Origin of the sequence: Bacillus sp. MAG717A (genome assembly GCF_036884855.1) — a bacterium.
Lineage (GTDB): Bacteria > Bacillota > Bacilli > Bacillales > Bacillaceae > Bacillus > Bacillus safensis.
Genome location: NZ_CP145733.1, coordinates 2,738,400 through 2,764,377 on the forward strand (window position 1 = coordinate 2,738,400; position 25,978 = coordinate 2,764,377).

Consider the following 25,978-nt stretch of genomic DNA (forward strand, 5'->3'; position numbering starts at 1 on the left):
TGAGGAGGGCCATGCATGTTTTCAGAACAAAAGAAACGACCATTCTTCAAAAGAAAAATGGGGATCGTCCTGTTATCTGTCCTTGCTGTCATCATCATTGCAGCATTATCAGGCTTTTTATATGTTAAATCAGCACTCGGACCGGTCGATCAAAAAAGTAAACAAACCATTAATATTCATATTCCAAATGGGACATCTGTCCGCGAAATTGCGGGCATTTTAAAAGAAAATGGGCTCATTTCGAATGACACGATTTTCACGTATTATGCAAAATACAAAAAGGCGTCCGGCTTTAAAGCGGGATATTTTCATTTAAAACAAACAATGGACGCAGACACGCTGATCAAAAAGCTGACATCTGGCGGGACTGATTACGCCTTTCAGCTTGTGATTCCAGAGGGAAGACAGCTGTCTGATATTGCAGCCATTATTGCAAATCAGACGAATTTTTCAGCAAAGGAAGTTGAAGCAAAGCTGGATGATCCTGCTTTTATTCAAACACTAATGAAAAAATATCCGAAAACCGTCACATCACAGGTGAATGGGAAACAGGTGAAACATCCGTTAGAGGGTTACTTATTCCCTGCTACGTATCCATTTTATCGTGAGGATGAATCGCTCGAAACGATCATTGAAACGATGATTAAACAAACAGATCAATACGTGAAAACGTATGAAAAAGACATGAAAAAGAGAAACATGTCCATACATGATGTGTTAACGATGGCATCACTGATTGAAATGGAAGCAACAGAAAAGACAGATCGGGCAAAAATCTCAAGTGTATTTTATAACCGGTTGAAAAAGGACATGCCGCTTCAAACTGACCCAACCGTTCTTTATGCACTTGGTGAGCATAAATCCCGCGTTTATTACAAAGACCTAAAAGTGAAATCTCCTTATAACACGTATAACAACAAAGGGCTGCCGCCTGGACCTATTGCAAATGCTGGTGAATCCTCTTGGAAAGCAGCTCTGCATCCAGAGAAAACGGATTACGTTTACTTCCTTGCGAAGAAAAATGGAGAAGTCGTATTTACGAAAACGTTAAATGAGCATAATAAAGCAAAAGCGAAATACATCACAGGCAGCAATTAACGTACAAGTGAATCGAAAAAGACTGTAGACAACACGAGATTGCCTGCAGTTTTTTTCGTTGAAATATCCATTTTATAGGTTCGCAATTACCACTTCTTTGTGGTAAAATATATCGGGTTGTTTTTACTTAGATGAACGAAAGATTGACGAGAAAGAGAGCTGCAACAGGCAGGACTCTTCTTTTTCAGGTCATGAAGGAGCTAGACAGATAATGACTATCGAAGATGATCGAATAAATGATTATATTGAACATTTAATTCACCCAAGTCCTGATGCAATCGCTCAATTAGAGATCTATGCAAAAGAGCATCATGTGCCAATTATGGAAAAGGTGAGCATCGAGCTTTTACTGCAGCTTCTTTCGATGAAAAAGCCGAAGAAAATTCTTGAGGTTGGGACAGCGATTGGCTATTCCGCCATTCGAATGGCAACAGCTCTGCCAGATGCTGAGATTTATACGATTGAGCGAAATGCAAAGCGCTATGAAAAAGCGACACGGAACATTGAGGAATTAAAGTTAAAAGAAAGAATACACGTGTTTTTTGGTGATGCGATGGAATCGGCTAAAACGGTCCAAACGATGGCGCCCTATGATGTGATTTTTATTGATGCTGCAAAAGGGCAGTACAAGCGTTTTTTTGAATTGTTTGAACCGATGCTCGCTCATGACGGAATGATTATTACAGACAATGTATTATTCAAAGGCTTAGTGGCAACGAATTATGAAGAAGAAATTGAAGATAAACGAAAAAAACAATTAATTGGAAAAATTGATCGATACAATCAATGGCTCATGTCAAACCCTGATTTCCAAACGTGCATTATTCCAGTTGGAGACGGGATCGCCATTAGTACAAAAAGAGGTGACCAATCATGAAGAAACCAGAATTGCTTGTAACGCCAAGCAGCGTGTCAGACGTCATGCCATTAATTGAGGCAGGAGCTGATGCATTCTTAATAGGCGAACAAACATACGGTATTCGTCTTGCGGGTGAGTTTTCAAGAGAAGATGTGAAACAAACGGTTGAGGTTGCACATGCCTATCAGAAAAAAGTGTATGTGGCGATGAATGCAATTTTTCATAATGACCGCGTCCAGCTGCTTGGAGATTATTTAACTTTTCTCGATTCATTAAACGTGGATGGTGTCGTCTTTGGAGACCCAGCCGTGATCATGGCTGCAAAGGAAACAGGAGTGAACCTGAATCTTCACTGGAGTACAGAAACGACTGGGACAAACTATTACACTTGTAACTACTGGGGCAGAAAAGGCGCATCGCGTGCTGTTCTTGCAAAAGAGCTGAATATGGACAGTGTGATCGACATCAAAGAAAATGCTGAGGTGGAGATTGAAATTCAAGTCCATGGCATGACATGTATGTTTCAATCAAAACGTACGCTCATCGGCAACTACTTTGAATACCAGGGCAAACAAATGGATGTCGTAGGCAGAAATATGGAGGAAGGGCTATTCCTGCATGACCAAGAGCGTCAAAACAAATACCCTATTTTCGAGGATGCAAACGGGACACATATTATGAGTCCAAATGATGTGTGTATGATTGACGAATTAGAAGAGTTTGTTGACGCAGGCATTGACTCATTTAAAATTGACGGAATTTTAAAGTCACTTTCTTATATGACAGAGGTGACATCACTTTATAGAAAAGCAATTGATTTACTAACGACTGACAAAGACGCGTATGAAGATCAGAAAGAGGACTGGGTGAAGCGGATTGAAGAAATTCAGCCAGTGAATCGTTCGATTGATACAGGATTCTTCTTTAAAGAAACGGTTTATTAATATAAGAGGAGGCAGAGGAAATGGCATTATTGAAAGATGGTATTTCTGAAATGATTGATGGGAAACGTGTCATTACAAAAAAACCAGAACTGCTTGCACCCGCAGGAAACTTGGAAAAGCTGAAAATTGCTGTACATTATGGAGCTGACGCTGTTTTTATTGGCGGGAAAGAATTTGGGCTTCGCTCTAATGCAGATAACTTTTCAATTGAAGAAATGGCAGAAGGCGTCGCATTTGCAAACAAATATGGCGCACGCATTTATGTGACAACGAATATCTTCGCCCACAATGAAAACATGGACGGGCTGGAGGAATACCTTCAAGGGATTGAAGGCGCTGGAGTAGCAGGCATTATCGTAGCTGATCCACTGATCATTGAAACATGTAAACGAGTTGCACCGAAGCTTGAAGTCCACTTAAGCACACAGCAATCTCTTTCAAATTGGAAAGCTGTTCAATTTTGGAAGGAAGAAGGGCTTGAGCGTGTGGTGCTTGCACGTGAAACAAGTGCGCTAGAAATTAGAGAAATGAAGGAAAAGGTCGATATTGAAATCGAAACATTCATTCACGGTGCGATGTGTATCGCATACTCTGGCCGCTGCGTGCTCAGTAACCATATGACGGCAAGAGATTCCAACCGCGGAGGCTGCTGCCAGTCCTGCCGCTGGGATTATGATCTTTATAAACTAGAAGGTTCTGAGGAAGCACCATTATTTGGTGAAGAAGATGCACCATTTGCGATGAGTCCAAAAGATTTGAAGCTTGTTGAATCCATTCCTCAAATGATCGAAATGGGAATTGACAGCTTAAAAATCGAAGGACGGATGAAATCCATTCATTATGTTGCCACTGTTGTCAGTGTGTATCGTAAAGTCATTGATGCGTATTGTGCTGATCCAGACAATTTTGTCATTCAGCAGGAATGGTTAGATGAATTAGATAAATGCGCAAACCGTGACACAGCACCAGCCTTTTTCGAAGGCGTACCAGGAACGGATGAACAAATGTTTGGCATTCATGGAAAGAAAACCACATTTGATTTCGCAGGTCTTGTTCTTCATTATGATGAAAAAGAACAAATTGTGACATTGCAGCAGCGTAACTTTTTTAAAGCTGGCGACGAAGTCGAATTCTTCGGACCGGAAATTGAGAATTTCACATGTAAAATTGAAACGATTTGGGATGAAAAAGGAAATGAACTAGATGCCGCTCGTCATCCGCTGCAAATCGTCAAATTCAAGCTTGATCAAAAAGTATACCCTAGCAACATGATGAGAAAGGGGAAATAACAGCCACATGAGGAGTAAACCAGTTGTCATTGGTATTGCTGGCGGCTCGGGTTCAGGTAAAACGAGCGTCACCAATTCAATCTATGAAAAATTTAAAGGACATTCCATCCTCATGCTTCAGCAAGATTTATATTACAAAAATCAAAGTCATATGCCATTTGAAGAGCGCCTGCTCACGAACTATGATCATCCGCTTGCATTCGACAATGACCTGATGTTTGAGCATTTGGAACAGCTCTTAAGGTACGAATCCATTGAAAAACCAATATATGATTTTAAACTAAACACACGTTCAGAAGAGACGGTTCATGTTGAGCCAAAGGATGTCATTATCGTTGAAGGTATCTTTGCGCTCGAAGACGAACGTTTGAGAGACTTAATGGATATTAAACTGTATGTCGATACAGATGCAGACCTTCGCATCATTCGCCGCATTTTACGCGATACGAAGGAAAGAGGCCGGTCGATCGATTCTGTGATTGAACAATATGTATCTGTTGTCAGACCGATGCATAATCAATTCATTGAACCGACAAAGCGATACGCCGATATCATCATCCCAGAAGGCGGCCAAAACCATGTGGCGATCGACTTAATGGTGACAAAAATTCAAACGATTCTTCAAAACCGAGCAGAGTAAATGGTGGAGAAGAAAAAGACCTTTACAGTGTAAAGGTCTTTTCAGCATCGCGAATTGAAAAAGGGGAAAAATCCCAATGTTTCATTGATAGATGTTAATTAAGTGATTTTTAGAAATCACACCTTAAATGGAAGATTTGATATGATAGGAAAACAATGATGTGGAATAGATGTAGAAAAATGCCGTTTTCAAGCGTAATATTGAAGTTGTTTCGATTTTGTAAAAGTATATTAAAAAAACGACAAACAAATCATCACAAATTTTCAAACAATTCTTGATCAAAATGCAATTTTGTAATAATATAGCATAGACATATCGTACACTGACCATATTATGTATTGAAAGCAGGAGAATGGATAAGCTATTCTTCTACATATGATCGAAATGGCCGAACGAGGTACAGGAGCTTCCTGTGCCTTTCCACAGTTTGTGCGATTTTAGACCGCTGCAAGTGGTCCTGTCTAATAAAAGGCATAATAGTTGCATCTAAAAGGGACGCCATGTAAGATGGACTTTTACGAATATGGGACAGAAGGAATGAGGGCCTGAACATGTCCTCATTCTTGTATATTTCAGTCGTCACTCACGTGCAGAAAGTTTGTATGATGAGGATTAATAGAAGGAGTGAATGATTCATGGCACAAGAGAAAGTATTTCCAATGACAGAAGAAGGAAAGCGTAAATTAGAAGAAGAGCTTGAATATTTGAAAACGGTTAAACGTAAAGAGGTTGTAGAGCGTATTAAAATCGCTAGAAGTTTTGGAGACCTCTCTGAAAACTCGGAATATGATTCTGCTAAAGAAGAGCAGGCGTTTGTAGAAGGCCGTATTACAACGCTTGATAATATGATTCGTAATGCCAAAATTATCGAAGATGAAGGAAATTCAAATGTTGTCTCACTTGGTAAAACGGTGACATTCGTTGAATTACCAGACGGAGAAGAAGAATCTTACACAATTGTTGGAAGCGCAGAAGCTGATCCGTTCGAAGGCAAGATTTCAAACGATTCACCGATTGCAAAAAGCCTTTTAGGTAAACAAGTAGACGACAAAGTAACCGTTCAAACACCTGGCGGAGAAATGTTCGTCCAAATTGTAAAAATTTCGTAATCACGTTTATCACGTAAACACCTCGTCCACAATAGGGACGAGGTGTTTTTATGCGCAAAAAAAGAAGAATTCAATGGACAGGTGCGATTATTTTTATGCTATTTCTCGGTCTTCTGATGAGACTGGCAGAAATTCAGCTATTCTTCACAGAATCTTTTTCAAAGCTTGATATCAATTTAATACAAGAAAGTGTCAAACAAAGAACAGAAGAAGTCGTCATTTCAGACGGGCGCGGTGAGTTTTTAGATCGAAACGGCCAAGCACTTCTTACAAAAGAACAGCCCGCGGTTATCTTATTTCCTTTCCTGCAATATGATCTTTCGCGCTTACAGCAAACTGCCTCTATTCTTGAGATGGAAGAGAATGAACTCAAAAAACAGTTAACAGAAACGAAAAAACCGCTCATTTTAAAAGATGACATCACGAAAAAAAAGCTGAAAGACATCAATGATATGAAATATTCAGGTGTGTACGGCGTATATATGAAAGAGAAGGACAAAAAAAGACTTGCCCTCCACACATTAGGTTTCACAAGCGAGAATCCAGAACTATTGAGAAAGCGGTATCCTGACAAAAAAGAGCTTTCTATTCGTACTGAAATCGGCACATTTGGACTGGAAAGCACCTTTGACGAATTTCTATTACCCGAGCAAGACACAAAATTGTTATATCATGTGGACGGAAGGGGAAACCCTTTGTTCGGTATGGACGTCAAATATACAGCAGAAGCTCATTCCTTTTATCCACTTCAGGTACAGACAACAATAGATGAAGACATGCAGGCTGAAATGGAAAAGGTGCTCAAAGAACAAGGCGTTGAAAAAGGCGGTGCCGTTCTGCTCGACATTGAAAAAAGCAGTGTGCTGGCGATGGCGAGTACCCCAAATGTCACAAGCAAAAACCGGCATGAGGCAAGAAATTACATGCTGACAGCTATTGCACCAGGCTCTGTCTTTAAAACGGCTGTGCTTGCCGCAGCAATCGAAAAAAACCTTGACCAGCCACAAACCATGTATGACTGTCGAAAGAATTTATATGGAGAGCCTGAAGGAAAACAGGAAGTGCTAAATCTGACGGACAGTTTCTCGCAGAGCTGCAATTATACCTTTGCGACACTTGCTGAAAGGCTCATTCAAACAGATAATCAAATCATCGAAAAGACGGCTGCAAAGCTTGGACTCATCGATCGAGCTGGCTGGGAAGGGGATGTCTATCATAAGCAGCACTTCAAACAGTTTGATCGTGAAGAAACAGGCAGTGTGTGGGGAGATAAAAGAGACAAGCATGTCAAAAAAGCCATTGCACAAACCGCAATAGGACAAAAAAATGTCAAAACGACTCCTCTGCAAATCGCGAATATGATGGCTACGATCGCAAGAGGAGGAGAACGAAAAGAAGTGAAAATCGCAGAAAAAGTGCTGTATCAAAACGGAACAACGATGCTGTCCTTTCAAAACAAACGGCCTGAAGGTGCCAGTATAGACCGCTATACAGCTCAAAAGCTGCAAAAATTCTTAAGACAGGTGGTGACCTCTGACAAGGGAACCGGAAGAAGGTTTCAAGATTTGCCATACAAAGTAGCGGGGAAATCAGGTACTGCCCAAACCGGCGGTCAAGACAAAAAGGGGAATCCGCTTTATCATAAGTGGTTTGCTGGATACTTTCCGGTAGAAAAACCAAAATACGCCCTTGTCGTTGTTCACCTTGATGAGACAAGTGGCCGGGCTAAGACAAATGATGCGTTTTATGATATTGTAAAAAAGGTCAATGAAATTGAAAAGAAACAGACATAGAACATCCCTTCATGTCATGTTAGAATAGTAAACGACTTAGGGAACAGAGGCAAAGGAGTGCAGAGATTTTGAGTAGAAATTCTCGATTTGAACATCGTGATAAGCGCAGAAAGGCAAATATGGTGCTTAACATATTAATTGGTATCGTTGTGGTGCTTATTTTGGTTGTCGCATCGAGTTTGTTAATTTTTAATAAGCCGAAAGATCCAGATGTAGCGAAAGAGCCATCTAAAACGGCACCTGCAACAAGTGAAAATAAACAAAACTCAGAAGAAGATGTGAAAGATCCAAAGAAAGACACATCCGATGATTCAGATGCCAAAAAAGATGATTCATCTGATCAAGACGACGATACGAAGAAGACAGATGATGAAGAAAAACCTAATAAAAATGCGTTAAAAGACGCCAAAGAAACAGACGGCGGCAAAACAAGTGACGTCGACAAAACATACGAAAACGATGACTGGGAGCCTGTAGGAACAGAGCAATCCGGTTCACATACAGCAACCTATGATTCGAGCTCAAAAGACTGGAAAGAAATGATCAAAGCCATGTCCTATGCGACAGGAATTTCAGAAGATCAAATGACAGTCCTTTGGTTAGGAAATAACGGAGGTCCTCAAGATGCAAAAGGAACCATCCGTGATAAAGCAACAGGTGAACGCTACCGCGTGGAAATTACGTGGGTAGATGCAAAAGGCTGGAAACCTGTGAAGGTTGAAAAATTAAGATAAACATGAAAAAAAGATAGCAAATATGCTATCTTTTTTGTTTAAACATTCGCTTTAAAATGAACAACTGCTGTATACAAAATCCGCTCATCGATCACGGTCGTTTGATGGCTGACAGAATGAACGGTCAGCAGAATCGCCTGATTATGTTCAATTTGTTTTTGGATCTTTTGTTCAAGTTCTTTTAAAGATGTTGCTTCAAAAAATTCAATTTTATCCTTTAAAAAATCCAGCTGAAAATCCATTTGATTCACCTCTCTATACTCTTCATTCATCTTAATCTCTCTCCCTCAGAAGGGCAAATATTTTTCGGCCTCTCCCAGTATTTTTTAGTAGGAAAGAAACAGAAGTTGTGGTAGGATAGGAACTGTTCGACGGAATAAAACATACTATACGCATAGGAATAAATAGATAAAGTGGAGGGAAAGAAAATGGGACGTGAATTTCTTTCTTTATTTGATCATTGGGCTGACTCTTATGACGACACGGTAAGTGGTCATGACGAGCAGTATAAAGAAGTGTTTCGCCGGTATCCGGCTATTCTAAAAGAAATTGCCCGCCGTTCAGGTCAATATGTTCTTGAGTTTGGAAGCGGTACGGGGAATCTAACAGCGCTCCTGCTTGCAGCTGATAAAAACGTGTTTGGTGTTGAACCATCAGATGCCATGAAGAAAGCAGCTCTTCAAAAAGGAATACCAAATATATTTCATGATGGAGATTTTTTATCATTTCCAGCGCCGCCTTTTGAGCCGGATACGATCGTCAGCTCATATGCATTCCACCATTTAACGGATGAAGAAAAAAAACAAGCCATTCACACCTATAGCAACATCCTTCACTCAGATGGTAAAATAGTCTTTGCTGATACAATGTTTCAAAATCAAGCAGCACATCAAGCTGAAATCGACAAAGCGAGAGCTGCAGGGTTCGATCAGCTTGTAGAGGATTTAGAAACGGAATATTATCCATCCATTGATGTGTTAAAGCAAATCTTTGAAGAAGAGGGTTTTAGCACATCCTTTCATCAAATGAATGATTTTGTTTGGATCGTAGAAGCAAAGAAAAGGGAATGAAAGGATGTTTTGTTTTGAAAATCGCAGTTATAGGTGCAATGGAAGAAGAAGTGACGATATTAAGAGATCAACTAAAGAATGCTACACAAGAAAACATCGCTGGGTGTGAATTTACAACAGGTGTTTATGAAGATAAAGAAGTGATTTTATTAAAATCAGGGATTGGAAAAGTAAATGCAGCGGTCAGCACAACATTACTGCTTGACCGCTTTCAGCCAGATTATGTGATCAATACAGGATCTGCTGGCGGTTTCCATCACTCATTAAATGTAGGTGATATTGTCATCTCTACTGATGTGAGACATCATGATGTAGATGTGACCATCTTTGATTACGAATATGGACAAGTGCCGGGACTTCCAGCTGCTTTCATTGCAGATGAAAAGCTTGTAAAGCTGGCAGAGGAATCTGCTTTAGAGATCGATCATATTCAAGTGGCAAAAGGAACAATTGCAACAGGAGATTCATTTATGAATGATCCGGATCGTGTAGCGTTTGTAAGAGAGAAGTTTCCAGAGCTATATGCGGTGGAAATGGAAGCTGCAGCTGTTGCACAGGTCTGCCAGCTCTTTGGTACGCCATTTGTTGTCGTTCGTGCGCTATCAGATATTGCAGGGAAAGAATCCAATATCTCCTTTGATCAATTCCTTGAGCAAGCAGCGATTCACTCAACCGACCTTGTCTTGCGTATGATAAAGCAAACACAATAAAAGAAGGGGTTTCCCCCTTCTTTTCCATGCAAAGGAAGGGAATTATATGGCTGTCATAAAGGATATTACCGAATTAATTGGCCGCACACCGCTTTTAAAGCTGTCAGGGATTGGCGTCCCAGAAGGCGTTGAGGTGTATGCAAAGCTTGAGATGATGAATCCAGGTGGAAGTATTAAAGATCGTTTAGGTGATATGCTCATCAGAGAAGCATTAGCATCTGGCAAGCTGCGTCCAGGCGGAACCATTATTGAAGCAACTGCTGGAAACACAGGAATTGGGCTTGCCCTAAGTGCAAGAAAGCATCAATTGCAGACCATTTTTTGTGTACCAGAACATTTTAGTCAAGAAAAACAACAGATGATGAAGGCGCTCGGTGCAGAGATTATTCATACGCCAAGAAATGAAGGCATGAAGGGTGCGATTGATCGAGCCCTTGAACTAGAGGCAAGCCTTGACAATGCCTATTGTGTTTTACAATTTAAAAACCAAGTAAATCCATTGACTTACTACAGAACGCTCGGTCCGGAATTATGGTCCGACTTAAAAGGGAATATCGATGTGTTCGTCGCAGGAGCAGGATCTGGTGGGACTTTTCAAGGTTGTGCCGCCTATTTAAAAGAGCAGCATCCGTCGTTAAAAACGGTTGTTGTGGAGCCTGAAGGGTCAATTTTAAATGGCGGGGATCCGGGCCCGCATAGAACGGAAGGAATTGGTCTTGAATTTATCCCAGATTATATGGAGCAGGCTTTATTCGATGAGATTTACACTGTCAGTGATGATGATGCGTTTCAAATGGTGAAAGAAGCAGCTGAAAAAGAAGGTGTTCTCATCGGCAGCTCTTCTGGTGCCGCCTTATTTGCCGCTTTAGAGGAAGCAAAGAAAGCAGCACCTGGGACAGTCATTGTGACCATTTTTCCTGATAGCAGTGAGCGATATTTAAGTAAAGGAATTTATGAGGGAGGAAAATAGAATGAAACCAAAAACAATGATGATTCACAGTGGAACAACGGGTGATGAAAGAACAGGCGCCGTGTCTGTACCTATTTACCAAGTGAGCACGTATAAGCAGCCAAAAGCAGGCGAACATACGGGGTATGAATACTCCAGAACAGCAAATCCAACAAGAACCGCACTGGAAACAGTCATTCGTGATCTTGAAGGAGGAGCAAACGGCTACGCATTTGGTTCAGGGATGGCAGCCATTACGGCTGTGATGATGCTGTTTAACAGCGGGGATCATATTGTGCTGACAGATGACGTATATGGCGGAACCTACCGCGTCATCACAAAGGTGCTAAACCGCATTGGCATTACTGCAACCTTTGTTGACACAAGTGATCCTGAAGCGGTGAAAAAAGCCATTTTACCTGAAACAAAAGCCGTTTACATTGAATCACCAACCAATCCTTTACTCAAAATGACGGATCTAAAAGCGATCGGCGAATTGACAAAGGAAGCCAACATCTTGATGATTGTCGATAATACATTTTTCACACCGTATTTCCAAAAGCCGATTGAATATGGTGCGGACATTGTTCTGCATAGTGCGACTAAATATTTAGGCGGTCATAGTGATGTAGTAGGCGGGCTTGTTGTCACAGCGACGAAAGAGCTTGGAGAAGAACTGCACTTTGTTCAAAACTCGACAGGCGGAATTCTTGGACCGCAGGATTCATGGCTTCTCATGAGAGGGATGAAAACGCTTGGGCTAAGAATGGAAGCACATCAACAAAATGCACAGAAAATCGCGGAGTTTTTAAAGCAACATCCAGCTGTCACACGTGTTTATTATCCAGGTCTCGGTACTCATCCTGGCCATGAACTTGCGAAAACACAAGCATCTGGCTTCGGCGGAATGATCTCTTTTGATATTGGAAAAGAAGAACATGTTGATGTATTTTTGAGCCAGCTAAAGCTGTTTACGATCGCAGAAAGCCTTGGAGCAGTAGAAAGCTTAATTTCTGTCCCTGCCCGGATGACCCATGCGTCCATTCCAAAAGACCGCAGGGAGGAGCTTGGCATCACAGATGGTTTAATTCGTATTTCCGTTGGGATTGAAGATGTTGATGATTTACTACATGATATCAAGCAAGGACTTAGCGCGCTGGCGAATGGATAGATTTACATGCTCCTCGCTTTCTCTCACTATGTTAAGCTATGAATAGACATTGATAACTGGAAGGTGAAACAAGTGAAGAAAAAGTGGAGTGATTTAGTGACAGATTACAAGCAGTACGCTTTTATTTTGCTTGCTGTCAGCACCTTTTTATATATTGGTACGATCTTACCGAACCAGCACATCGAAGCATCTCCAAAAATGCTGATGATGGGAATAGATTGTGTTTTCTTATTAGCCGCTTTTGTTTGTGTGAAACGTGCGATTTTCTTTCAAAAGAAACTGCAAGAATTAGATGAAGATTAATTCGAAAGTCTCCTCATGTGCCTGAGGGGGCTTTTTTCATTGTATTGGACAATCGGACAAGAATAACTGTAGAAATTTAGTCAAAAACACAAAAATCATCTATATTACTAAAAACAGGTTTACAAAATGGTGCTTGCTGGATATACTTACAAAGTAATTAAAAAAAACGTAAAGGAGGCTGAAGAATATGTTATTCGTATCTACTTGTGATCAATTCAACCAACAATTTCATCATGTCATCAGCCTGTGGAAGAGTTCGTGTCCTTCCTTTGCCTTATACGGTGCACGCTTCAAAACTGTTTAAGTAAACGAGGATTTCACACGTATCATCCAGTGCAGGTTGGAAGACACTGTCTTTTGAGCTGCATTTTTGTGTGCCCGCAGGTCAACTGATAAAGAAGATCTGCGGGCTATTTCGCGTGCTGCGAACTGAAGGGAGGTGAACGTATATGACAATCCATTTATTTTTTATTACTTTGACGATCAAGCGTAAATACAAGGACATTGAGACCGTTCTTTACGAACAAGAAGTCGAAACATTTTATGAAGAAATGAAACAGAAACAACTAAAGTATATGAACTAAAACAGGAAAAGAAAAATGTGAAAAGGAGGAGATTGACATGTTTATGATGCTTGCAATGCTTGATTGTTATACGAGGGAGAAGGACCAGGTTTAGACACGCTCCACATTGATCACCTGCACATATGATAACCGTAAAAGGAGATTGTGAGGTGATCAATGAAATGTCGATGTCACCATATATGAGGTTCCCGTCTGTGGGGCACGGATATGCATCCATTCCGCATTCCTTAAAGCACGGGTACGGCAATCCATACCGCATGCAAAGAGAGCAAGAGGAAATGCTCAGACGTTATATGTATCAGTACCGGACTTATTGGTATTAAAGAAAAGGAGCAGGAAACGTCATGGTTTCCTGCTCCTTTTACGTTAGCAAATCCAGCTTGCACCAATGATGATCAACAAAATGAACAGTACAACAAGCAATGCGAATCCGCCTGCAAAACCGCCACCGTAGCCACCGCAGTAGCCTCCAGAATAACCGCCAAAGCCCATAATCTAGCACCACCTTTATCTAATCAAGATACATTTATAAATTATGCAGCTCATGCAGAAAACGAAATCAATCTAAGCACAAATAATGAAAACGCCTATTCAGGTTAAAAAATTTTCACTTTCTGCGAAACATTTTCTGAAAAGAAGCGTCTTATAAAGGACAAATAAATTAGGACTAGGTCTTAATTTTTGTTAGGTGAGAGCCGATATGAAAAGTAGAAAATTTGTAAATAGTTTTATTTACTGGTGAAAAGCAGGTGTTAACATTGATTCAAAGCTGGATTGGAAAACAAATGAGGGAACCAAAAGGCTTGTTCTCAAAATGGGTTGCCCGCTATATGGAAAAAAATCATCATAATATCAATGAATGGACGCTTCAACTCTTAAATATACAAGAAAATGACCGAATTTTAGAAATTGGGACTGGAAGAGGCATCACATTATCAAAGGTAGCAGAAAAACTTGACCGCGGAAAAGTATATGGAGTGGATGCCTCTCGTCATATGATTAAATATGCAAAAAGAAAACATAAGAAGCTTGCGGAACAGGACAAAGCTGTTATTACGCTTGGCAAGGCTGAGCAATTACCTTTTGAAGACAGATCATTCAATAAATTATTTACGGTGCAGATGATCTATTACTTGAAGGATATTGAGCAAGTTATGAAGGAAGTGTACCGCGTCCTTCAAGTGGACGGTGAAGTATTTTTATCTTTCCAAAAGCAAGAGCTGATCAAGGAACAAAAACGGTCAACATCTTTTTCATCGTACAGTGAACAAGAGATCAGCCGTCTGTTTTCAGCATATCACTTTAGAGAAGTCTCGGTTTATCACTATGATACATACATCTGTATCAAAGCTTTAAAATGATGAAAATATTTCCCAGGTAATGAACAAGCACTCAAAAAGAGGCTCTTTGTCGGAGGAGCCTCTTTGCCTGCAATCAAATGTAAAAATAAATAAAGGCTCTTCATCAGAAGAGCCTTTTGTATGTAAGGTAGGCGCCAGCCAGGTGTGTAAGGAATGATAGTATATATAAGGAATTTGTTTGTCGATTAAGGATACCTGTCTGGCTTATTTCTTATATCGACACCGTTCTGCAAAAGTTTAGCTTTTTTTTCAATATTTTCTTTTTTATTTCACTGGAAGACACATTTTTCTTTCTCACGTAGACATGTACCCCATTCTTTTTCACATAATGTGCGGTTTGAAGAAGGAAATTGCTTAAGAAATAGAGAAAATTGTAGAGACTTCATTTTTAAACAAAAGGGAGGAATGAAATCATGTCGGGAAACAAAGGTGTCGTTTATAAAGGAGCAGGAAAAGTAGCAGTTGAGGATATTGGATACCCTGATTTGGTCTTAAAAGATGGCCCGGGTGTACCTAAAGCCAATGTGGGGCGCAAATGTGAGCATGGCGTCATTTTAAAAGTAGTGACGACGAATATTTGCGGAAGTGATCAGCACATGGTAAGAGGGCGTACGACTGCACCTGAAGGACTTGTCCTTGGTCATGAAATTACAGGTGAAGTCGTTGAAGTTGGGCGAGATGTGGAATTTATTCAAAAAGGAGATCTCGTGTCCGTTCCGTTTAATATTGCATGCGGACGCTGCGTCATGTGTAAGGAACAAAAGACCCATGTGTGCTTAAATGTAAACCCGGACCGTCCAGGCTCTGCCTATGGATATGTAGATATGGGCGGATGGGTTGGCGGTCAATCCGAGTATGTCATGGTTCCATATGCAGATTTTCAGCTGCTCAAATTTCCAGACAAAGATCAAGCGATGGAAAAAATCCTTGATCTGACAATGCTTTCCGATATTTTCCCGACAGGTTTTCATGGTGCTTATACGGCAGGAGTAAAGCCTGGTTCGACCGTATATATTGCAGGTGCTGGCCCAGTAGGTCTTGCAGCAGCCCATTCGGCTCAGCTTCTTGGCGCATCTGCTGTGATTGTTGGAGATCTGAATGAGCAAAGACTGGAGCAGGCAAGAAGCTTCGGCTGTGAGACGATCAATTTACGAAAACATGATCGAATCGGCGAACAAATTACGAATATTTTAGGGGAGCCAGAAGTCGATTGTGCTGTCGATTGTGTCGGCTTTGAAGCTTCGGGTCATGGAGATCAGGGAGAAGCACCAGCGACCGTTTTAAATACAATTATGGATATTACCAAAGTTGGCGGCAAGCTTGGAATTCCAGGGCTTTACGTCACAGAAGATCCAGGAGCAGTGGATGCCGATGCAAAAGTCGGTTCTCTGAAAGTGCGAATTGGACTTGGCTGGGCGAAAGCTCATACCTTTGTGACAGGTCAAACCCCTGTTATGCAATATCATCGCAGTCTAATGAAATCCATTTTAAGCGGAAGAGCACAGATCGCCAAAGCCGTCAATGCGACCGTCATTGACCTTGATCAAGCTCCTAAAGGATATAGTGACTTTGATTCGGGTGTGGCGAAGAAATTTGTCATTGATCCGCACGGGATGCTTTCTCGATAATTTTTAACATGAAAGGAGCCGCTCAATAAAATGGGACGGCTCTTTATTGTGGAAAATCCAATCTATTTCAAAGGGGAGGAATCAGATGAATACAGATCAAGCCAAAAGAAGAGTTATAGAACAATTTGGGAGAAATGCAGAAAAGTATGTGACGAGTCAAACTCATGCAAAGGGAGCAGACCTAGATCTCATTGTTGAATGGGCAGCTCCAGAAGAAAGCTGGGTCGTTCTCGATATAGCAACTGGTGGCGGGCATACCGCAAAAACACTGGCTCCATATGTGAAACAAGTGTTTGCGACGGATTTAACGAAAGAAATGCTTTCTCATACATCACTTCATTTAAAAGCGTATCCACAAATTTTTTATGTAGTAGCGGATGCAGAAAGCCTTCCTTTTTTAGATGGCACATTTGATATGGTCACATGCCGAATTGCAGCACACCATTTCCCGCACCCTGAACAGTTTGCCAAAGAGGCATCTCGTGTATTAAAGTCAAATGGTCTGTTTTTCTTTATTGATAATATTTCGCCAAATGATGAAGAGCTTGCACTATTTATCAATGAGCTAGAACGATTGAGAGACCCAAGTCATGTCTCCTGTCTATCGACAGAACAATGGCGGGAATTGTTTTTAAAAGAGGGAATAAAAGAAGTAAAATCAATGGAACGAAAAAAACGTTACCCTTTTCAAGAATGGGTCAAGCGAACAACGAAAACTTTAAAGGAAGAAGAGATCGTTACAAAATACTTGTTAGATGCTAACGAGAAAATAAAGCAATATTATAGATTAAAAATGACAGAGGATCAAATAGAATCAATAGAGGTAGATGACTGGATTGCTCTTTTCAGGAAAGGGTAAAAATGTCGATTGAACTTTCTGGAAAAAGAAGGATCAAATATTTGTGAGGGGTGACACCCCGCTTTTGCTGCAATATGACTGAAATTAGTATTTGATCCGCATAGATTGATTACAGAACTTACAAGAATATCTTGTAAGTTTTTTTGCTTTTTAAACCTATAAAAGTACGTACTATTCTTCTTCATTACATAACATGTTAAAATGAACATATTGGAAATATTGATATATAGTAGAATTTTATATCATATATTATGATTTGATTGGATGGTAAATATTTTTGGATTTTATGTAAGAGAACGATATACAGTTTAGAGGAGAGAGATAGGGTGCTAAAAGTACATGACATTAAGAAAAATTATGAGGATCAACAGGTATTAAAAGGGGTAACCTTTCACTTAAAAAAAGGAGAATCATTTGGTCTGTTGGGACCGAATGGTGCTGGAAAAACCACATTAATTGGCATCTTGACAGGGCTTATCCGCGCAACAAGCGGTACTGTAACGATTGGGGGTTTAGATTTAAATAAAGAAACAAAAAAGGCCCAGCAAATGATTGGTATTGTCCCGCAAGAAATCGCTTTATATTTACATTTGACAGCAAAAGAAAATTTAATATTTTGGGGGAGAATGTACGGACTGAAAGGAAAGGAGTTAAAAAGCAGAGTACAAGAAACACTTAAGTTAATTGGTCTTGAAGATAGAGCAAATGACAAAGTGAAAGTATTCTCTGGAGGAATGAAAAGAAGAGTGAATATCGGATGCTCGATTTTGCATCAACCGAAACTATTAATCATGGATGAACCGACTGTAGGTATAGATCCACAATCAAGAAATCACATACTAGAAACAGTAAAAATGTTAAATAGTGAAGGGATGACAATTATATATACTAGTCATTACATGGAAGAAGTCGAATATTTATGCGAAAGAATGGCTATTTTGGACCACGGATCGATCATTGCAATGGGAGATCAACATGAATTAAGTGAGCTTGTCGGCAATCAAAGGGAAATTATTTTTACTATTAAACGTGAACATGGACAGAGCGAAATAGATCGAGTGTGTCAATACATAAATGATGAAGATCCGTTAAAGGAAATCGTGATTCACGGAAATCAAATTAAAATATTTGATCAACATCCTCAACAGCTATTAAGTCGTCTCATTCAAGGTGTGACTGCATTAAATGTTCAAATTATTTCAGCAGAAATCGTAGAACCAAACCTAGAAAATGTATTTTTATATTTAACTAGTAAAAAATTGAGGGATTAGGCTGTTTGGAGGTGAGCATATGAGCATTTGGGTTGTACTGAAAGATCTATTATTGTTTTTTAGGGATAAGAAAAGCTTTTTTACACTTTTTTTTATGCCTATCATATTAATTGCTATTTTAGGTGCAGCATTTGGAGATAACATGAAGAAAGATAGTGAAATCAGGATCAATTCATTTCGAGTGGGAATAACAGATCAAGATAAGTCCGCTACAAGTAAAATGTTTCTTTCAACATTGTCTAAGAGTGAACTCAGTGACATATTTGATGTGAAGGTCACCTCGAAAAATCAACTAGAGAAAGATTTAAATAGTAGGGACATTACAATGGGTATAATCATCAAGCCGAATTTTGAAAAAAGCATATTGAATCACGATCATGTGCAATTGAATATTTTGAAAGGACCTAATTCAAACTTACAGGAAATGGTTCTGGAAAATGTGATTTTGCAATTCTTTCAAAATTATCATATGAATCGTATTCTGTTGCCGTTGAATCAAGGTAAAGAAGTGGAGATCGTGTCTGATCAACTGAAAAAAGACCTAGTGAACGAGAGAAATATTCATATCAACAGCCAGCCGATTACATCCTTCCAATACTACGCAGGCGGGATGGGTGTGCTTTTTTTATTAATGACTGTTGTTTTTCTAGTTGGCAGTATGATAGAGGAAAAAGAGGAAGATGTTTATAAAAGGTTGATTGTATCTAAATTAAGCAATACTAGTTACATCGTTGGAAAGTTATTGGGTATTGTTTTGATGAGTATAATTCAACTCGCAGTCATTATTTTATTTACTAGTTTTGTCTTTAAGGTGAACTGGGGAGAGCCTTTTACTGTTGTTATGATCGGATGTAGTTTTATATTAAATGCTGCAGGTTTCGGGGTGCTAATTGGTTCTTTTATCAATAGAGAAAAAACGTTTAACAGTGTGGGGATTTTAGGAACTCAAGTGTTAGCTGCTTTAGGTGGGAGTATGGTGCCCTTATACTTATTCCCACAATGGGTGATTGATATCAGCTATTTTTTACCTAATTCTCTTGCACTTCAAATGTTTTTGAAAAGTATGGCAGGTGCTGATTTTAGTGAAATTCAAAACGGATTATTACTTAGTTGTGGGATGGGACTAGCTTTCTTCATCATTGCTTTATTAAGAATGTCTTTTGAAAGGAAGCATCGTTATGCATAAAATATTAGCCATTATCACGTTAAAGCTAAAAGAAACATTAAAGTCCCCATTGACTCTCATTTTTTTATTTGTTATGCCAATGGTATTTAGTTTTATCTTTGGAAGTACCGCATCTGATACAAAGAAACCGACAGTTGCTTTTATTCTAGAGTCCAGTCAAGGTAAACTGGATCAAGAGATTTTTCATATTCTTGAAAAAAACACCAAATTTCTTTGGGTAAAGACGACTGAAAGCGACGCAAAAGATTTAGTATCTGAAGAAAAGGTAGTTGCATCTGTGAAAGTGGCAAACCAATTAAAGTCCCATCTAAAAGAAAATAAAGAGATTTTTGATGTGACAGTTTATAAGAAAACTGAGGAATATGCAGTCTTATCTCCCTATTTAAAAGAGACAGCAGCCATCATTTATCAAATCAATCAGGGTGTGAAAGAGCAGAAAAGTGTTTCTCTCACCAATGCATTGCACAAGTTAAATGGATCTGGCACCATTTCATTGGTTGAAAAAAATCAAGATGGTCAAGCAAGCCAGCAGCCAAATTTGATACCGCTTGGGTTTACCATTATGTTTATGATGTTTGCGATTTCAAGCTCTGTGTCATCTATACATTTGGAGTATAAAGATTATACATGGCAAAGGTTGCTTTCTAGTCCAATTCATAAAATATATGTGCTTCTGGGCTATTTTATGGCTTATTTCCTCCTTGGGTGGATACAATTAGGTGTTCTTTTGACCGTCTTATCTGTGTTCTTTCATGTATACTTAGGCAACCTGTTTTTTATTTTAGTGTTCGGATCATTTGTTATAGGACTTGTTGTGAGTTTAGGCTTTATGATCGCCACCTTATCTCATACAAAAAAGCAAGCTGAAGTATTTAGTGCAATTGTCATTGTAGGATCGTGCATGCTGGGTGGTATTTATTGGCCTTTAGATATCGTTCCAGACATTATGAAGAAGATCTCTTTGGCTATACCGCAAACGTGGATGATGTCTGGTTTTGGTGAGATCATGAGCGGTACGGTCAACCAATCAATCTTATTATTAGACATAACAGTTTTAGCAGCTTTTACGATTGCTTTTATGGTGATTGGTTTGAAAAATATCAGATCCTATTAATCACTTTTCTTCATCCCTTTAGTTTTGAAAAAATCCTCTATTGCTCTCAATTGTAATAAAGGGGTTTTTTATTCATGCCTACTCCTCAAAATGGTATGATAGACGACAACATCTCATGGAGAAAGGAATCAATCAAATGCTTAATTTTAAAGGAAAAACCGTCATCATCACAGGCGCAGCCAATGGAATTGGTGAATCAATCGCCTCTGGCTATGCAAAAGAAGGAGCATGTGTGGTGCTTGCGGATATAGATGAAGAGAAGGGGAAGCGTTTGGAGGAGCAGCTGAGAAAAGAGTCCTATGAAGTTTATTTCATCAAAACGGATGTGAAACAGGAGAAGGATATCCAGCGCTTAATGTCGTTTGCAGCGGAGCGCTGCAAAACGATTGATATTCTCATCAATAATGCAGGCGTCATGTGCACAGCATCGCCTTATGAGTTAACAGTCGATGAGTGGGATCATGTCCTGCATACAAACGTAAGAGGGACTTTCTTATGTGCTAGAGAAGCAGCACGTTATATGAAAGAGAATCCAAAAGGCGGTTCCATTGTGAACATTTCATCCACCCGTGCGACCATGTCAGAGCCTCATACGGAAGCTTATGCTGCATCAAAAGGCGGGATTTCCGCGCTTACTCATGCCTTGGCGGTTTCTTTTAGTCAGGATCACATTACGGTGAATAGCATTTCCCCTGGGTGGATTGAAACGAAGGATGAGAAAAGTCTTCGAGAAATTGACCATCAGCAGCATCTTTCCAATCGAGTCGGCACGCCAAAGGATATTGTGAAAGCTTGTTTTTATTTAACAGATGAAGACAATCAATTTGTGACCGGCACAGATTTGGTTGTTGATGGCGGCATGACTAGAAAAATGATTTATGCGGATTAACATGAAAAAAACATTGACGCTTTGCTCGAGGCGCAGTACAATATGTAACAATTCAGCTGAAGATCGTGATGAAAAAAAGACACAGCGCAAATAGAGAAGAGTACATCATAGCTGCCCCACACAGAGAACTCCGTGAAGCTGAGAAGGAGCTGGGAAGCATGATGGAACCAAGCCTCTTAGCTCTGCACCGGATTCTCTCGGATGGTGGTGCAGCGAATTTCTCCCGTTACAGAGAAGGGTGAATGATCACCCGCTAAGGTTCATCTGGCAACAGATGAATGAACTGAGGTGGCAACGCGGAGTAAATCCCGTCCTCAAGACAGAAATGTCTTGGGGGCGGGATTTTTTTTATGACAAATAGGGGGGACAATGATGACAAAACATTGGCGGGATATGAGTATTTTGCTTGGAGCCATCGGGATCGCAAACATAGGAGAATGGATTTATATGATTGCCCTCCATCTTCTTATTTTTCAAGAAACGGGCTCTGTACTTGCTGTAACAGCAGTTTATTTGCTAAGACCGGCAGCTTCTCTTTTGACAAATAGCTGGTCTGGCAGTTTGATTGACAGGCTGAATCAGCGGAATGTGATGATCAGTTTAGATATTACCCGTGCTTTGCTCATTGCATGCATCCCTTTTGCCTTATTTTCAGGACATTTGCTCATCCTGTATGTCATGGTGTTTTTCATACAGATGGCACAAGCGATGTTTCATCCAGCGTCGATGGTGTATATGACAGGACTCATCCCGGCCGATAACCGAAAACGGTTTAATGCCATTCGCTCTTTATTACAATCCGGTGGATTTTTACTTGGACCCGCAGCAGCAGGTCTGCTTTTTTTAATCGGGACGCCTGTTCTTTCAATTTATGTAAATGCGAGCTGCCTTTTGATATCTGCTCTGTTAACGATGTGTTTACCGAATTTGCTCAAAACAGATGCTGGCCAAAAGGGGTTTTCCCTTTCAATGTTAAAAGAGGATGCAAAGCTGGTTCTGCGATTTAGTCTGACGTCACGCCAGATCATAGCGGTATATTTATTATTTAGTGCGGCGATATCGGTCCTTCCTACGGCCATTGACTCACTTGAAACAGCCTTTGCAAAAGAAGTACTGATGCTGACTGATACTCAATATGGCCTTCTTGTTAGTATAGCTGGAGCAGGCATCATCGCAGGGGCAAGTCTTAATTCGGTCATTGTCGAAAGGCTGTCAGTTTCGCTGATGCTTGGAGTCGGCAGTTTGTTTGTGGCGTTTGGCTATCTTATTTATGCATTTTCCAGCACACTATTTGTAGCAGCCGGTGGTTTTTTTATATTAGCCTTCTTTTTAGCTTTTGCAAATACAGGTTTTATGACGTTCTATCAAACAAATATCCCAGTAGAGGTGATGGGAAGGATAGCCAGCTTTTATGCTTTCATTGAAGCCATTTTGACAATAGCCATAACAGGAATATTCGGCGGGCTCGCTCATGCTTTTTCAATCAGAATCTCCGTCATCATTGGGTGTATATGTATGCTTCTTATCTGTCTATTGCTATGTTTTGTCATCTTTCGTCCATTGACTGCCAAAAAAATAGTGCATCCTACTTAGAAAATTAAAAAAATTATGTTATCATTATTTAAGTAAGTTAATTAAATTGATGAGAAAAGGAGTCTTACAAATGAAAGCACTACGCTGGCACGATCAAAAGGACATTCGACTAGAGGAAATTGACGAACCAACAGTTGCTCCAGGTAAAGTGAAACTGAAAGTAAAATGGTGCGGCATTTGTGGTAGTGATTTACATGAATATTTAGGCGGACCGATCTTCATTCCTGTGAATGAACCTCATCCACTTACAAAAGAAAAAGCACCAGTTACGCTGGGACACGAGTTCTCTGGGGAAGTTGTTGAAGTAGGAGAAGGCGTGAGCAATTACAAAGTAGGCGATCGAGTGGTTGTTGAACCTATTTTTGCAACTCACGGGCATCAAGGTGCTTATAACTTAGATGAAAACATGGGCTTTTTAGGACTTGCCGGAGGCGGCGGTGGATTCTCTGAATATGTATCAGTTGATGAAGAATTACTTCATTTATTACCAGACGAAATCTCATATGAGCAAGGCGCGCTTGTTGAGCCTTCTGCAGTTGCTTTATATGCGGTACGTTCTAGTAAAGTACAAGCTGGGGATACAGCGGCTGTGTTTGGCTGCGGACCAATTGGTTTACTTGTCATTGAAGCATTAAAAGCAGCTGGTGCTACTGATATTTATGCAGTTGAACTATCAAAAGAACGCCAAGAGAAAGCAAAAGAGCTCGGAGCGATCATTGTGGATCCTTCTCAGTATGAAGATGTTGTTCAAGAAATCGCACGCCGTACAAACGGTGGCGTCGATGTTTCTTTTGAAGTGACAGGTGTACCTGTTGTATTGAAGCAAGCAATCCAATCAACTAGAATTTCAGGCGAAACAGTCATTGTGAGTATTTGGGAAAAAGGCGCAGAAATTATGCCGAATGACATTGTCATTAAAGAACGTACAGTAAAAGGAATTATCGGCTATAGAGACGTATTCCCATCTGTATTAAACTTAATGAGAAAAGGCTATTTCTCTGCAGACACACTCGTCACGAAAAAAATCAAGCTGGACGATGTGATTGAGGATGGCTTCCATGCATTAATCAATGAAAAAGATCAAGTGAAAATTTTAGTCAGTGCTGAATAAGTAAGATAACAAAGAGGATGGCATAAGCCATTCTCTTTTTTTATGTAATCAGATCATTTTCATAAAGGGAGCTGCGGTCGAATAGTGATAAGTGAAAAGATGTTTTTGATAAGGGAGATGACATCATGTTTTATCACATCAAAGAATTGCAATATGAAGCAAAGCCCTCAAAGCCTGATCCGCTTTACGCGAAAAAGCTGCAAGAAGTGTTAGGCGGTCAATATGGTGAAATCAGTGTGATGATGCAATATTTATTTCAAGGCTTTAATTGCCGGGCAGACCAAAAATATAGGGATTTATTATTTGATATTGGGACAGAGGAAATCGGCCATGTCGAAATGCTAGCGACGATGATCGCACGTTTGCTTGATAAAGCACCGGTAAAAGAACAGGAACAGGCGTATCAAAGCGATCCAGCACTTGCGGCTGTTATGGGCGGAATGAACCCGCAGCATGCAATTGTTGCCGGCTTAGGGGCGATGGCAGCGGATAGTCAAGGGTATCCGTGGAATGCCAAGTATATCATTGCAAGCGGAAATTTAATGGCAGATTTCAGAGCCAATTTAAATGCAGAATCACAGGGGAGACTTCAGGTCACAAGGCTTTACGAAATGACAGATGACCGCGGTGTCAAGGATATGCTTTCCTTCCTCATTGCTCGTGATACATATCATCAAAATATGTGGCTTGCGGCAATTAAGGAATTAGAAGAGCGGGAAGGGGATGTCGTCGTACCAACCACCTTCCCTCGTTCACTAGAAAAACAGCAAGTATCCTATGATTTGTTTAACTTCTCAAGAGGGGAAGAAAGCAAGGAAGGCAGATGGGCACATGGCCGCAGCATGGATGGAAAAGGAGAGTTCAGATATATTTCTGCACCTGTCGTATTCGGCTCAGCACCAAAGCTCAAACCCGCACCAAAAGAACTGTTTAACACCCCAAAAAAAGGTGAATAAAAAAGTCGATCAGGTTTTTGTGCCTGATCGACTTTTTAACGTCCGAGAGTTCTTCCGTACACGCTGACACGTTTCTCTAATAATGTAAAAGCTAATTCAAAGAAAATGCTTAGCAGCCAATAGATCAAAGCAGAGACGAGATAAGTTTCTAAAAACTGATAGCCGTCATTTGCGATGATCCGGGAAATACCCATGATTTCGAGTACTCCAATTGTAAACGAAAGAGATGTCGCTTTTAATAGCTGGACGAGCTGATTGCCTAGGTTCGGTAAGGCCACAACAAATGCCTGCGGCAAAATAATACGCAGCATCGCCTGCCTTGTTGTCATGCCTACAATTTTTGCCGCTTCAAGCTGCCCTTTGTCTACTGCGAGAAGTGCACTTCGGACCACCTCTGTTAAATGGGCGGCTGAATGCAGGCTGAAGGTAATGAGGGCAACAGCTAGTGGGGAGACCATATCCGGGTGAAAGGTTAGCCCGAAGACGCTCATGCTACTTAGAACAAAAGGAAGCCCATAAAAGAAAGCGAACAGTTGAACAATAAGAGGCGTTCCTCTAAAAAAGGAGACGTAGAGCGTGACCAGCTGCCTGAGAACAGGGATGCGAAAGAGACGAATGAAAGCAAAAACAGATCCGATCACAAGACTCACAGCCATAGAAACTAGTGCAATTAATAAGGTGAAAGGAACGCCTTTTAGAATATGAGGTACTTGGTCAATCGCAAATGGAATATCAATGGTTTGCATCTAAATCGCCT

Annotated in this window: 27 protein-coding genes, 1 pseudogene and 1 other annotated feature; of the genes and pseudogenes, 25 read left to right on the top strand and 3 right to left on the bottom strand. The window is 40.3% G+C overall.

The annotated features are described in order from the left end of the window. Positions 1 to 15: 15 nt before the first annotated feature. From mltG to V6Z54_RS14090, 8 genes are all read left to right on the top strand, one after another. Positions 16 to 1,098: an endolytic transglycosylase MltG gene (gene mltG, locus V6Z54_RS14055; RefSeq protein WP_025092416.1), complete on the top strand. Its 1,083-nt coding sequence runs from the start codon at positions 16 to 18 to the stop codon at positions 1,096 to 1,098. 211 nt (positions 1,099 to 1,309) lie between these two features. After that, positions 1,310 to 1,975, top strand: a complete 666-nt coding sequence (locus tag V6Z54_RS14060; RefSeq protein ID WP_338527434.1) for an O-methyltransferase — start codon at positions 1,310 to 1,312, stop codon at positions 1,973 to 1,975. Next, complete coding sequence (locus V6Z54_RS14065) at positions 1,972 to 2,901, top strand: peptidase U32 family protein (RefSeq protein ID WP_338527435.1); 930 nt, start codon at positions 1,972 to 1,974, stop codon at positions 2,899 to 2,901. The genes V6Z54_RS14060 and V6Z54_RS14065 overlap by 4 nt, the downstream gene beginning before the upstream one ends. Positions 2,902 to 2,921: 20 nt before the next feature. Further along, positions 2,922 to 4,190: a U32 family peptidase gene (locus V6Z54_RS14070; RefSeq protein WP_034661487.1), complete on the top strand. Its 1,269-nt coding sequence runs from the start codon at positions 2,922 to 2,924 to the stop codon at positions 4,188 to 4,190. A gap of 7 nt (positions 4,191 to 4,197) precedes the next feature. Beyond that, positions 4,198 to 4,830, top strand: a complete 633-nt coding sequence (gene udk / locus V6Z54_RS14075) for a uridine kinase (protein WP_024423106.1) — start codon at positions 4,198 to 4,200, stop codon at positions 4,828 to 4,830. 635 nt (positions 4,831 to 5,465) lie between these two features. After that, positions 5,466 to 5,939, top strand: coding sequence for a transcription elongation factor GreA (gene greA, locus V6Z54_RS14080; protein WP_008358505.1), 474 nt, complete (start codon positions 5,466 to 5,468; stop codon positions 5,937 to 5,939). Between the two features lie 50 nt (positions 5,940 to 5,989). Then, entirely contained in the window at positions 5,990 to 7,732 is a 1,743-nt protein-coding gene (locus V6Z54_RS14085; RefSeq protein WP_338527436.1) for a penicillin-binding protein 2, read from the top strand. 68 nt (positions 7,733 to 7,800) lie between these two features. Further along, positions 7,801 to 8,466, top strand: coding sequence for a YrrS family protein (locus V6Z54_RS14090; protein WP_073979780.1), 666 nt, complete (start codon positions 7,801 to 7,803; stop codon positions 8,464 to 8,466). Positions 8,467 to 8,504: 38 nt separating this feature from the next. On the opposite strand, the gene V6Z54_RS14095 is transcribed toward V6Z54_RS14090, so the two are convergent. Beyond that, positions 8,505 to 8,708, bottom strand: a complete 204-nt coding sequence (locus tag V6Z54_RS14095) for a YrzA family protein (protein WP_024423103.1) — start codon at positions 8,706 to 8,708, stop codon at positions 8,505 to 8,507. Positions 8,709 to 8,894: 186 nt separating this feature from the next. Between V6Z54_RS14095 and V6Z54_RS14100 the strand changes: the two genes are divergently transcribed. The 7 genes from V6Z54_RS14100 to V6Z54_RS14130 all read left to right on the top strand — a co-directional run bounded on the left by V6Z54_RS14100 (position 8,895) and on the right by V6Z54_RS14130 (position 13,576). Continuing rightward, positions 8,895 to 9,536, top strand: a complete 642-nt coding sequence (locus tag V6Z54_RS14100) for a class I SAM-dependent methyltransferase (protein WP_269103236.1) — start codon at positions 8,895 to 8,897, stop codon at positions 9,534 to 9,536. Positions 9,537 to 9,550: 14 nt separating this feature from the next. Further along, the gene (gene mtnN / locus V6Z54_RS14105; protein ID WP_024423101.1) at positions 9,551 to 10,246 is read left to right on the top strand and encodes a 5'-methylthioadenosine/S-adenosylhomocysteine nucleosidase; all 696 of its coding nucleotides are present in this window, start codon (positions 9,551 to 9,553) and stop codon (positions 10,244 to 10,246) included. Positions 10,247 to 10,292: 46 nt separating this feature from the next. Next, positions 10,293 to 11,216 carry a cysteine synthase family protein gene (locus V6Z54_RS14110; RefSeq protein WP_269103237.1) on the top strand — a complete coding sequence of 308 codons (924 nt, stop codon included), beginning with the start codon at positions 10,293 to 10,295 and terminating at the stop codon, positions 11,214 to 11,216. Between the two features lies 1 nt (position 11,217). Beyond that, entirely contained in the window at positions 11,218 to 12,366 is a 1,149-nt protein-coding gene (locus V6Z54_RS14115; RefSeq protein WP_039180222.1) for a bifunctional cystathionine gamma-lyase/homocysteine desulfhydrase, read from the top strand. Between the two features lie 72 nt (positions 12,367 to 12,438). Further along, positions 12,439 to 12,669, top strand: coding sequence for a YrhC family protein (locus V6Z54_RS14120; RefSeq protein WP_034279976.1), 231 nt, complete (start codon positions 12,439 to 12,441; stop codon positions 12,667 to 12,669). A 449-nt stretch (positions 12,670 to 13,118) separates the two neighbouring features. Further along, positions 13,119 to 13,253, top strand: coding sequence for a YrzI family small protein (locus tag V6Z54_RS14125; protein WP_064497892.1), 135 nt, complete (start codon positions 13,119 to 13,121; stop codon positions 13,251 to 13,253). Between the two features lie 167 nt (positions 13,254 to 13,420). After that, positions 13,421 to 13,576, top strand: coding sequence for a hypothetical protein (locus tag V6Z54_RS14130; protein ID WP_223251019.1), 156 nt, complete (start codon positions 13,421 to 13,423; stop codon positions 13,574 to 13,576). Positions 13,577 to 13,619: 43 nt separating this feature from the next. On the opposite strand, the pseudogene V6Z54_RS14135 reads toward V6Z54_RS14130, so the two are convergent. Then, a pseudogene (locus V6Z54_RS14135) lies at positions 13,620 to 13,694 on the bottom strand (YjcZ family sporulation protein); the annotation flags it as partial. 317 nt (positions 13,695 to 14,011) lie between these two features. Between V6Z54_RS14135 and V6Z54_RS14140 the strand changes: the two are divergent. The 10 genes from V6Z54_RS14140 to V6Z54_RS14185 all read left to right on the top strand — a co-directional run bounded on the left by V6Z54_RS14140 (position 14,012) and on the right by V6Z54_RS14185 (position 25,221). Further along, entirely contained in the window at positions 14,012 to 14,614 is a 603-nt protein-coding gene (locus V6Z54_RS14140; RefSeq protein ID WP_338527977.1) for a class I SAM-dependent methyltransferase, read from the top strand. A 413-nt stretch (positions 14,615 to 15,027) separates the two neighbouring features. Beyond that, positions 15,028 to 16,242 carry a formaldehyde dehydrogenase, glutathione-independent gene (gene fdhA / locus V6Z54_RS14145; protein WP_024423097.1) on the top strand — a complete coding sequence of 405 codons (1,215 nt, stop codon included), beginning with the start codon at positions 15,028 to 15,030 and terminating at the stop codon, positions 16,240 to 16,242. 85 nt (positions 16,243 to 16,327) lie between these two features. Next, complete coding sequence (locus V6Z54_RS14150; RefSeq protein ID WP_041086366.1) at positions 16,328 to 17,101, top strand: class I SAM-dependent methyltransferase; 774 nt, start codon at positions 16,328 to 16,330, stop codon at positions 17,099 to 17,101. 326 nt (positions 17,102 to 17,427) lie between these two features. Beyond that, positions 17,428 to 18,372: an ABC transporter ATP-binding protein gene (locus V6Z54_RS14155; protein WP_041086364.1), complete on the top strand. Its 945-nt coding sequence runs from the start codon at positions 17,428 to 17,430 to the stop codon at positions 18,370 to 18,372. Between the two features lie 19 nt (positions 18,373 to 18,391). Then, complete coding sequence (locus tag V6Z54_RS14160; RefSeq protein WP_041086361.1) at positions 18,392 to 19,558, top strand: ABC transporter permease; 1,167 nt, start codon at positions 18,392 to 18,394, stop codon at positions 19,556 to 19,558. Continuing rightward, positions 19,551 to 20,672: an ABC transporter permease gene (locus V6Z54_RS14165; RefSeq protein WP_041086359.1), complete on the top strand. Its 1,122-nt coding sequence runs from the start codon at positions 19,551 to 19,553 to the stop codon at positions 20,670 to 20,672. Before V6Z54_RS14160 ends, V6Z54_RS14165 begins: the two co-directional genes overlap by 8 nt. Before the next feature lie 136 nt (positions 20,673 to 20,808). Then, positions 20,809 to 21,561: a glucose 1-dehydrogenase gene (locus tag V6Z54_RS14170; RefSeq protein WP_338527437.1), complete on the top strand. Its 753-nt coding sequence runs from the start codon at positions 20,809 to 20,811 to the stop codon at positions 21,559 to 21,561. A 78-nt stretch (positions 21,562 to 21,639) separates the two neighbouring features. Then, positions 21,640 to 21,880: a binding site (T-box leader), on the top strand. Between the two features lie 53 nt (positions 21,881 to 21,933). Further along, positions 21,934 to 23,154 (top strand): MFS transporter, encoded by a 1,221-nt coding sequence (locus tag V6Z54_RS14175; protein WP_338527438.1) that lies wholly within the window; start codon positions 21,934 to 21,936, stop codon positions 23,152 to 23,154. A gap of 70 nt (positions 23,155 to 23,224) precedes the next feature. Next, entirely contained in the window at positions 23,225 to 24,265 is a 1,041-nt protein-coding gene (locus V6Z54_RS14180; protein WP_041086353.1) for a 2,3-butanediol dehydrogenase, read from the top strand. A gap of 125 nt (positions 24,266 to 24,390) precedes the next feature. Further along, positions 24,391 to 25,221, top strand: coding sequence for a manganese catalase family protein (locus V6Z54_RS14185; RefSeq protein WP_041086351.1), 831 nt, complete (start codon positions 24,391 to 24,393; stop codon positions 25,219 to 25,221). A gap of 35 nt (positions 25,222 to 25,256) precedes the next feature. On the opposite strand, the gene V6Z54_RS14190 is transcribed toward V6Z54_RS14185, so the two are convergent. Next, positions 25,257 to 25,967, bottom strand: coding sequence for an amino acid ABC transporter permease (locus V6Z54_RS14190; RefSeq protein WP_073979776.1), 711 nt, complete (start codon positions 25,965 to 25,967; stop codon positions 25,257 to 25,259). Positions 25,968 to 25,978: the final 11 nt, after the last annotated feature.

Coding starts and splice junctions, on each gene's coding strand:
- udk (WP_024423106.1), top strand. CDS start 4,198: ATGAGGAGTAAACCAGTTGTCATTGGTATTGCTGGCGGCTCGGGTTCA.
- V6Z54_RS14185 (WP_041086351.1), top strand. CDS start 24,391: ATGTTTTATCACATCAAAGAATTGCAATATGAAGCAAAGCCCTCAAAG.
- V6Z54_RS14085 (WP_338527436.1), top strand. CDS start 5,990: ATGCGCAAAAAAAGAAGAATTCAATGGACAGGTGCGATTATTTTTATG.
- mltG (WP_025092416.1), top strand. CDS start 16: ATGTTTTCAGAACAAAAGAAACGACCATTCTTCAAAAGAAAAATGGGG.
- V6Z54_RS14180 (WP_041086353.1), top strand. CDS start 23,225: ATGAAAGCACTACGCTGGCACGATCAAAAGGACATTCGACTAGAGGAA.
- V6Z54_RS14095 (WP_024423103.1), bottom strand. CDS start 8,708: ATGGATTTTCAGCTGGATTTTTTAAAGGATAAAATTGAATTTTTTGAA.
- V6Z54_RS14100 (WP_269103236.1), top strand. CDS start 8,895: ATGGGACGTGAATTTCTTTCTTTATTTGATCATTGGGCTGACTCTTAT.
- V6Z54_RS14130 (WP_223251019.1), top strand. CDS start 13,421: ATGTCACCATATATGAGGTTCCCGTCTGTGGGGCACGGATATGCATCC.
- V6Z54_RS14190 (WP_073979776.1), bottom strand. CDS start 25,967: ATGCAAACCATTGATATTCCATTTGCGATTGACCAAGTACCTCATATT.
- V6Z54_RS14070 (WP_034661487.1), top strand. CDS start 2,922: ATGGCATTATTGAAAGATGGTATTTCTGAAATGATTGATGGGAAACGT.
- greA (WP_008358505.1), top strand. CDS start 5,466: ATGGCACAAGAGAAAGTATTTCCAATGACAGAAGAAGGAAAGCGTAAA.
- V6Z54_RS14110 (WP_269103237.1), top strand. CDS start 10,293: ATGGCTGTCATAAAGGATATTACCGAATTAATTGGCCGCACACCGCTT.
- V6Z54_RS14160 (WP_041086361.1), top strand. CDS start 18,392: ATGAGCATTTGGGTTGTACTGAAAGATCTATTATTGTTTTTTAGGGAT.
- V6Z54_RS14150 (WP_041086366.1), top strand. CDS start 16,328: ATGAATACAGATCAAGCCAAAAGAAGAGTTATAGAACAATTTGGGAGA.
- V6Z54_RS14115 (WP_039180222.1), top strand. CDS start 11,218: ATGAAACCAAAAACAATGATGATTCACAGTGGAACAACGGGTGATGAA.
- V6Z54_RS14065 (WP_338527435.1), top strand. CDS start 1,972: ATGAAGAAACCAGAATTGCTTGTAACGCCAAGCAGCGTGTCAGACGTC.
- fdhA (WP_024423097.1), top strand. CDS start 15,028: ATGTCGGGAAACAAAGGTGTCGTTTATAAAGGAGCAGGAAAAGTAGCA.
- V6Z54_RS14170 (WP_338527437.1), top strand. CDS start 20,809: ATGCTTAATTTTAAAGGAAAAACCGTCATCATCACAGGCGCAGCCAAT.
- V6Z54_RS14125 (WP_064497892.1), top strand. CDS start 13,119: ATGACAATCCATTTATTTTTTATTACTTTGACGATCAAGCGTAAATAC.
- V6Z54_RS14175 (WP_338527438.1), top strand. CDS start 21,934: ATGACAAAACATTGGCGGGATATGAGTATTTTGCTTGGAGCCATCGGG.
- V6Z54_RS14060 (WP_338527434.1), top strand. CDS start 1,310: ATGACTATCGAAGATGATCGAATAAATGATTATATTGAACATTTAATT.
- V6Z54_RS14165 (WP_041086359.1), top strand. CDS start 19,551: ATGCATAAAATATTAGCCATTATCACGTTAAAGCTAAAAGAAACATTA.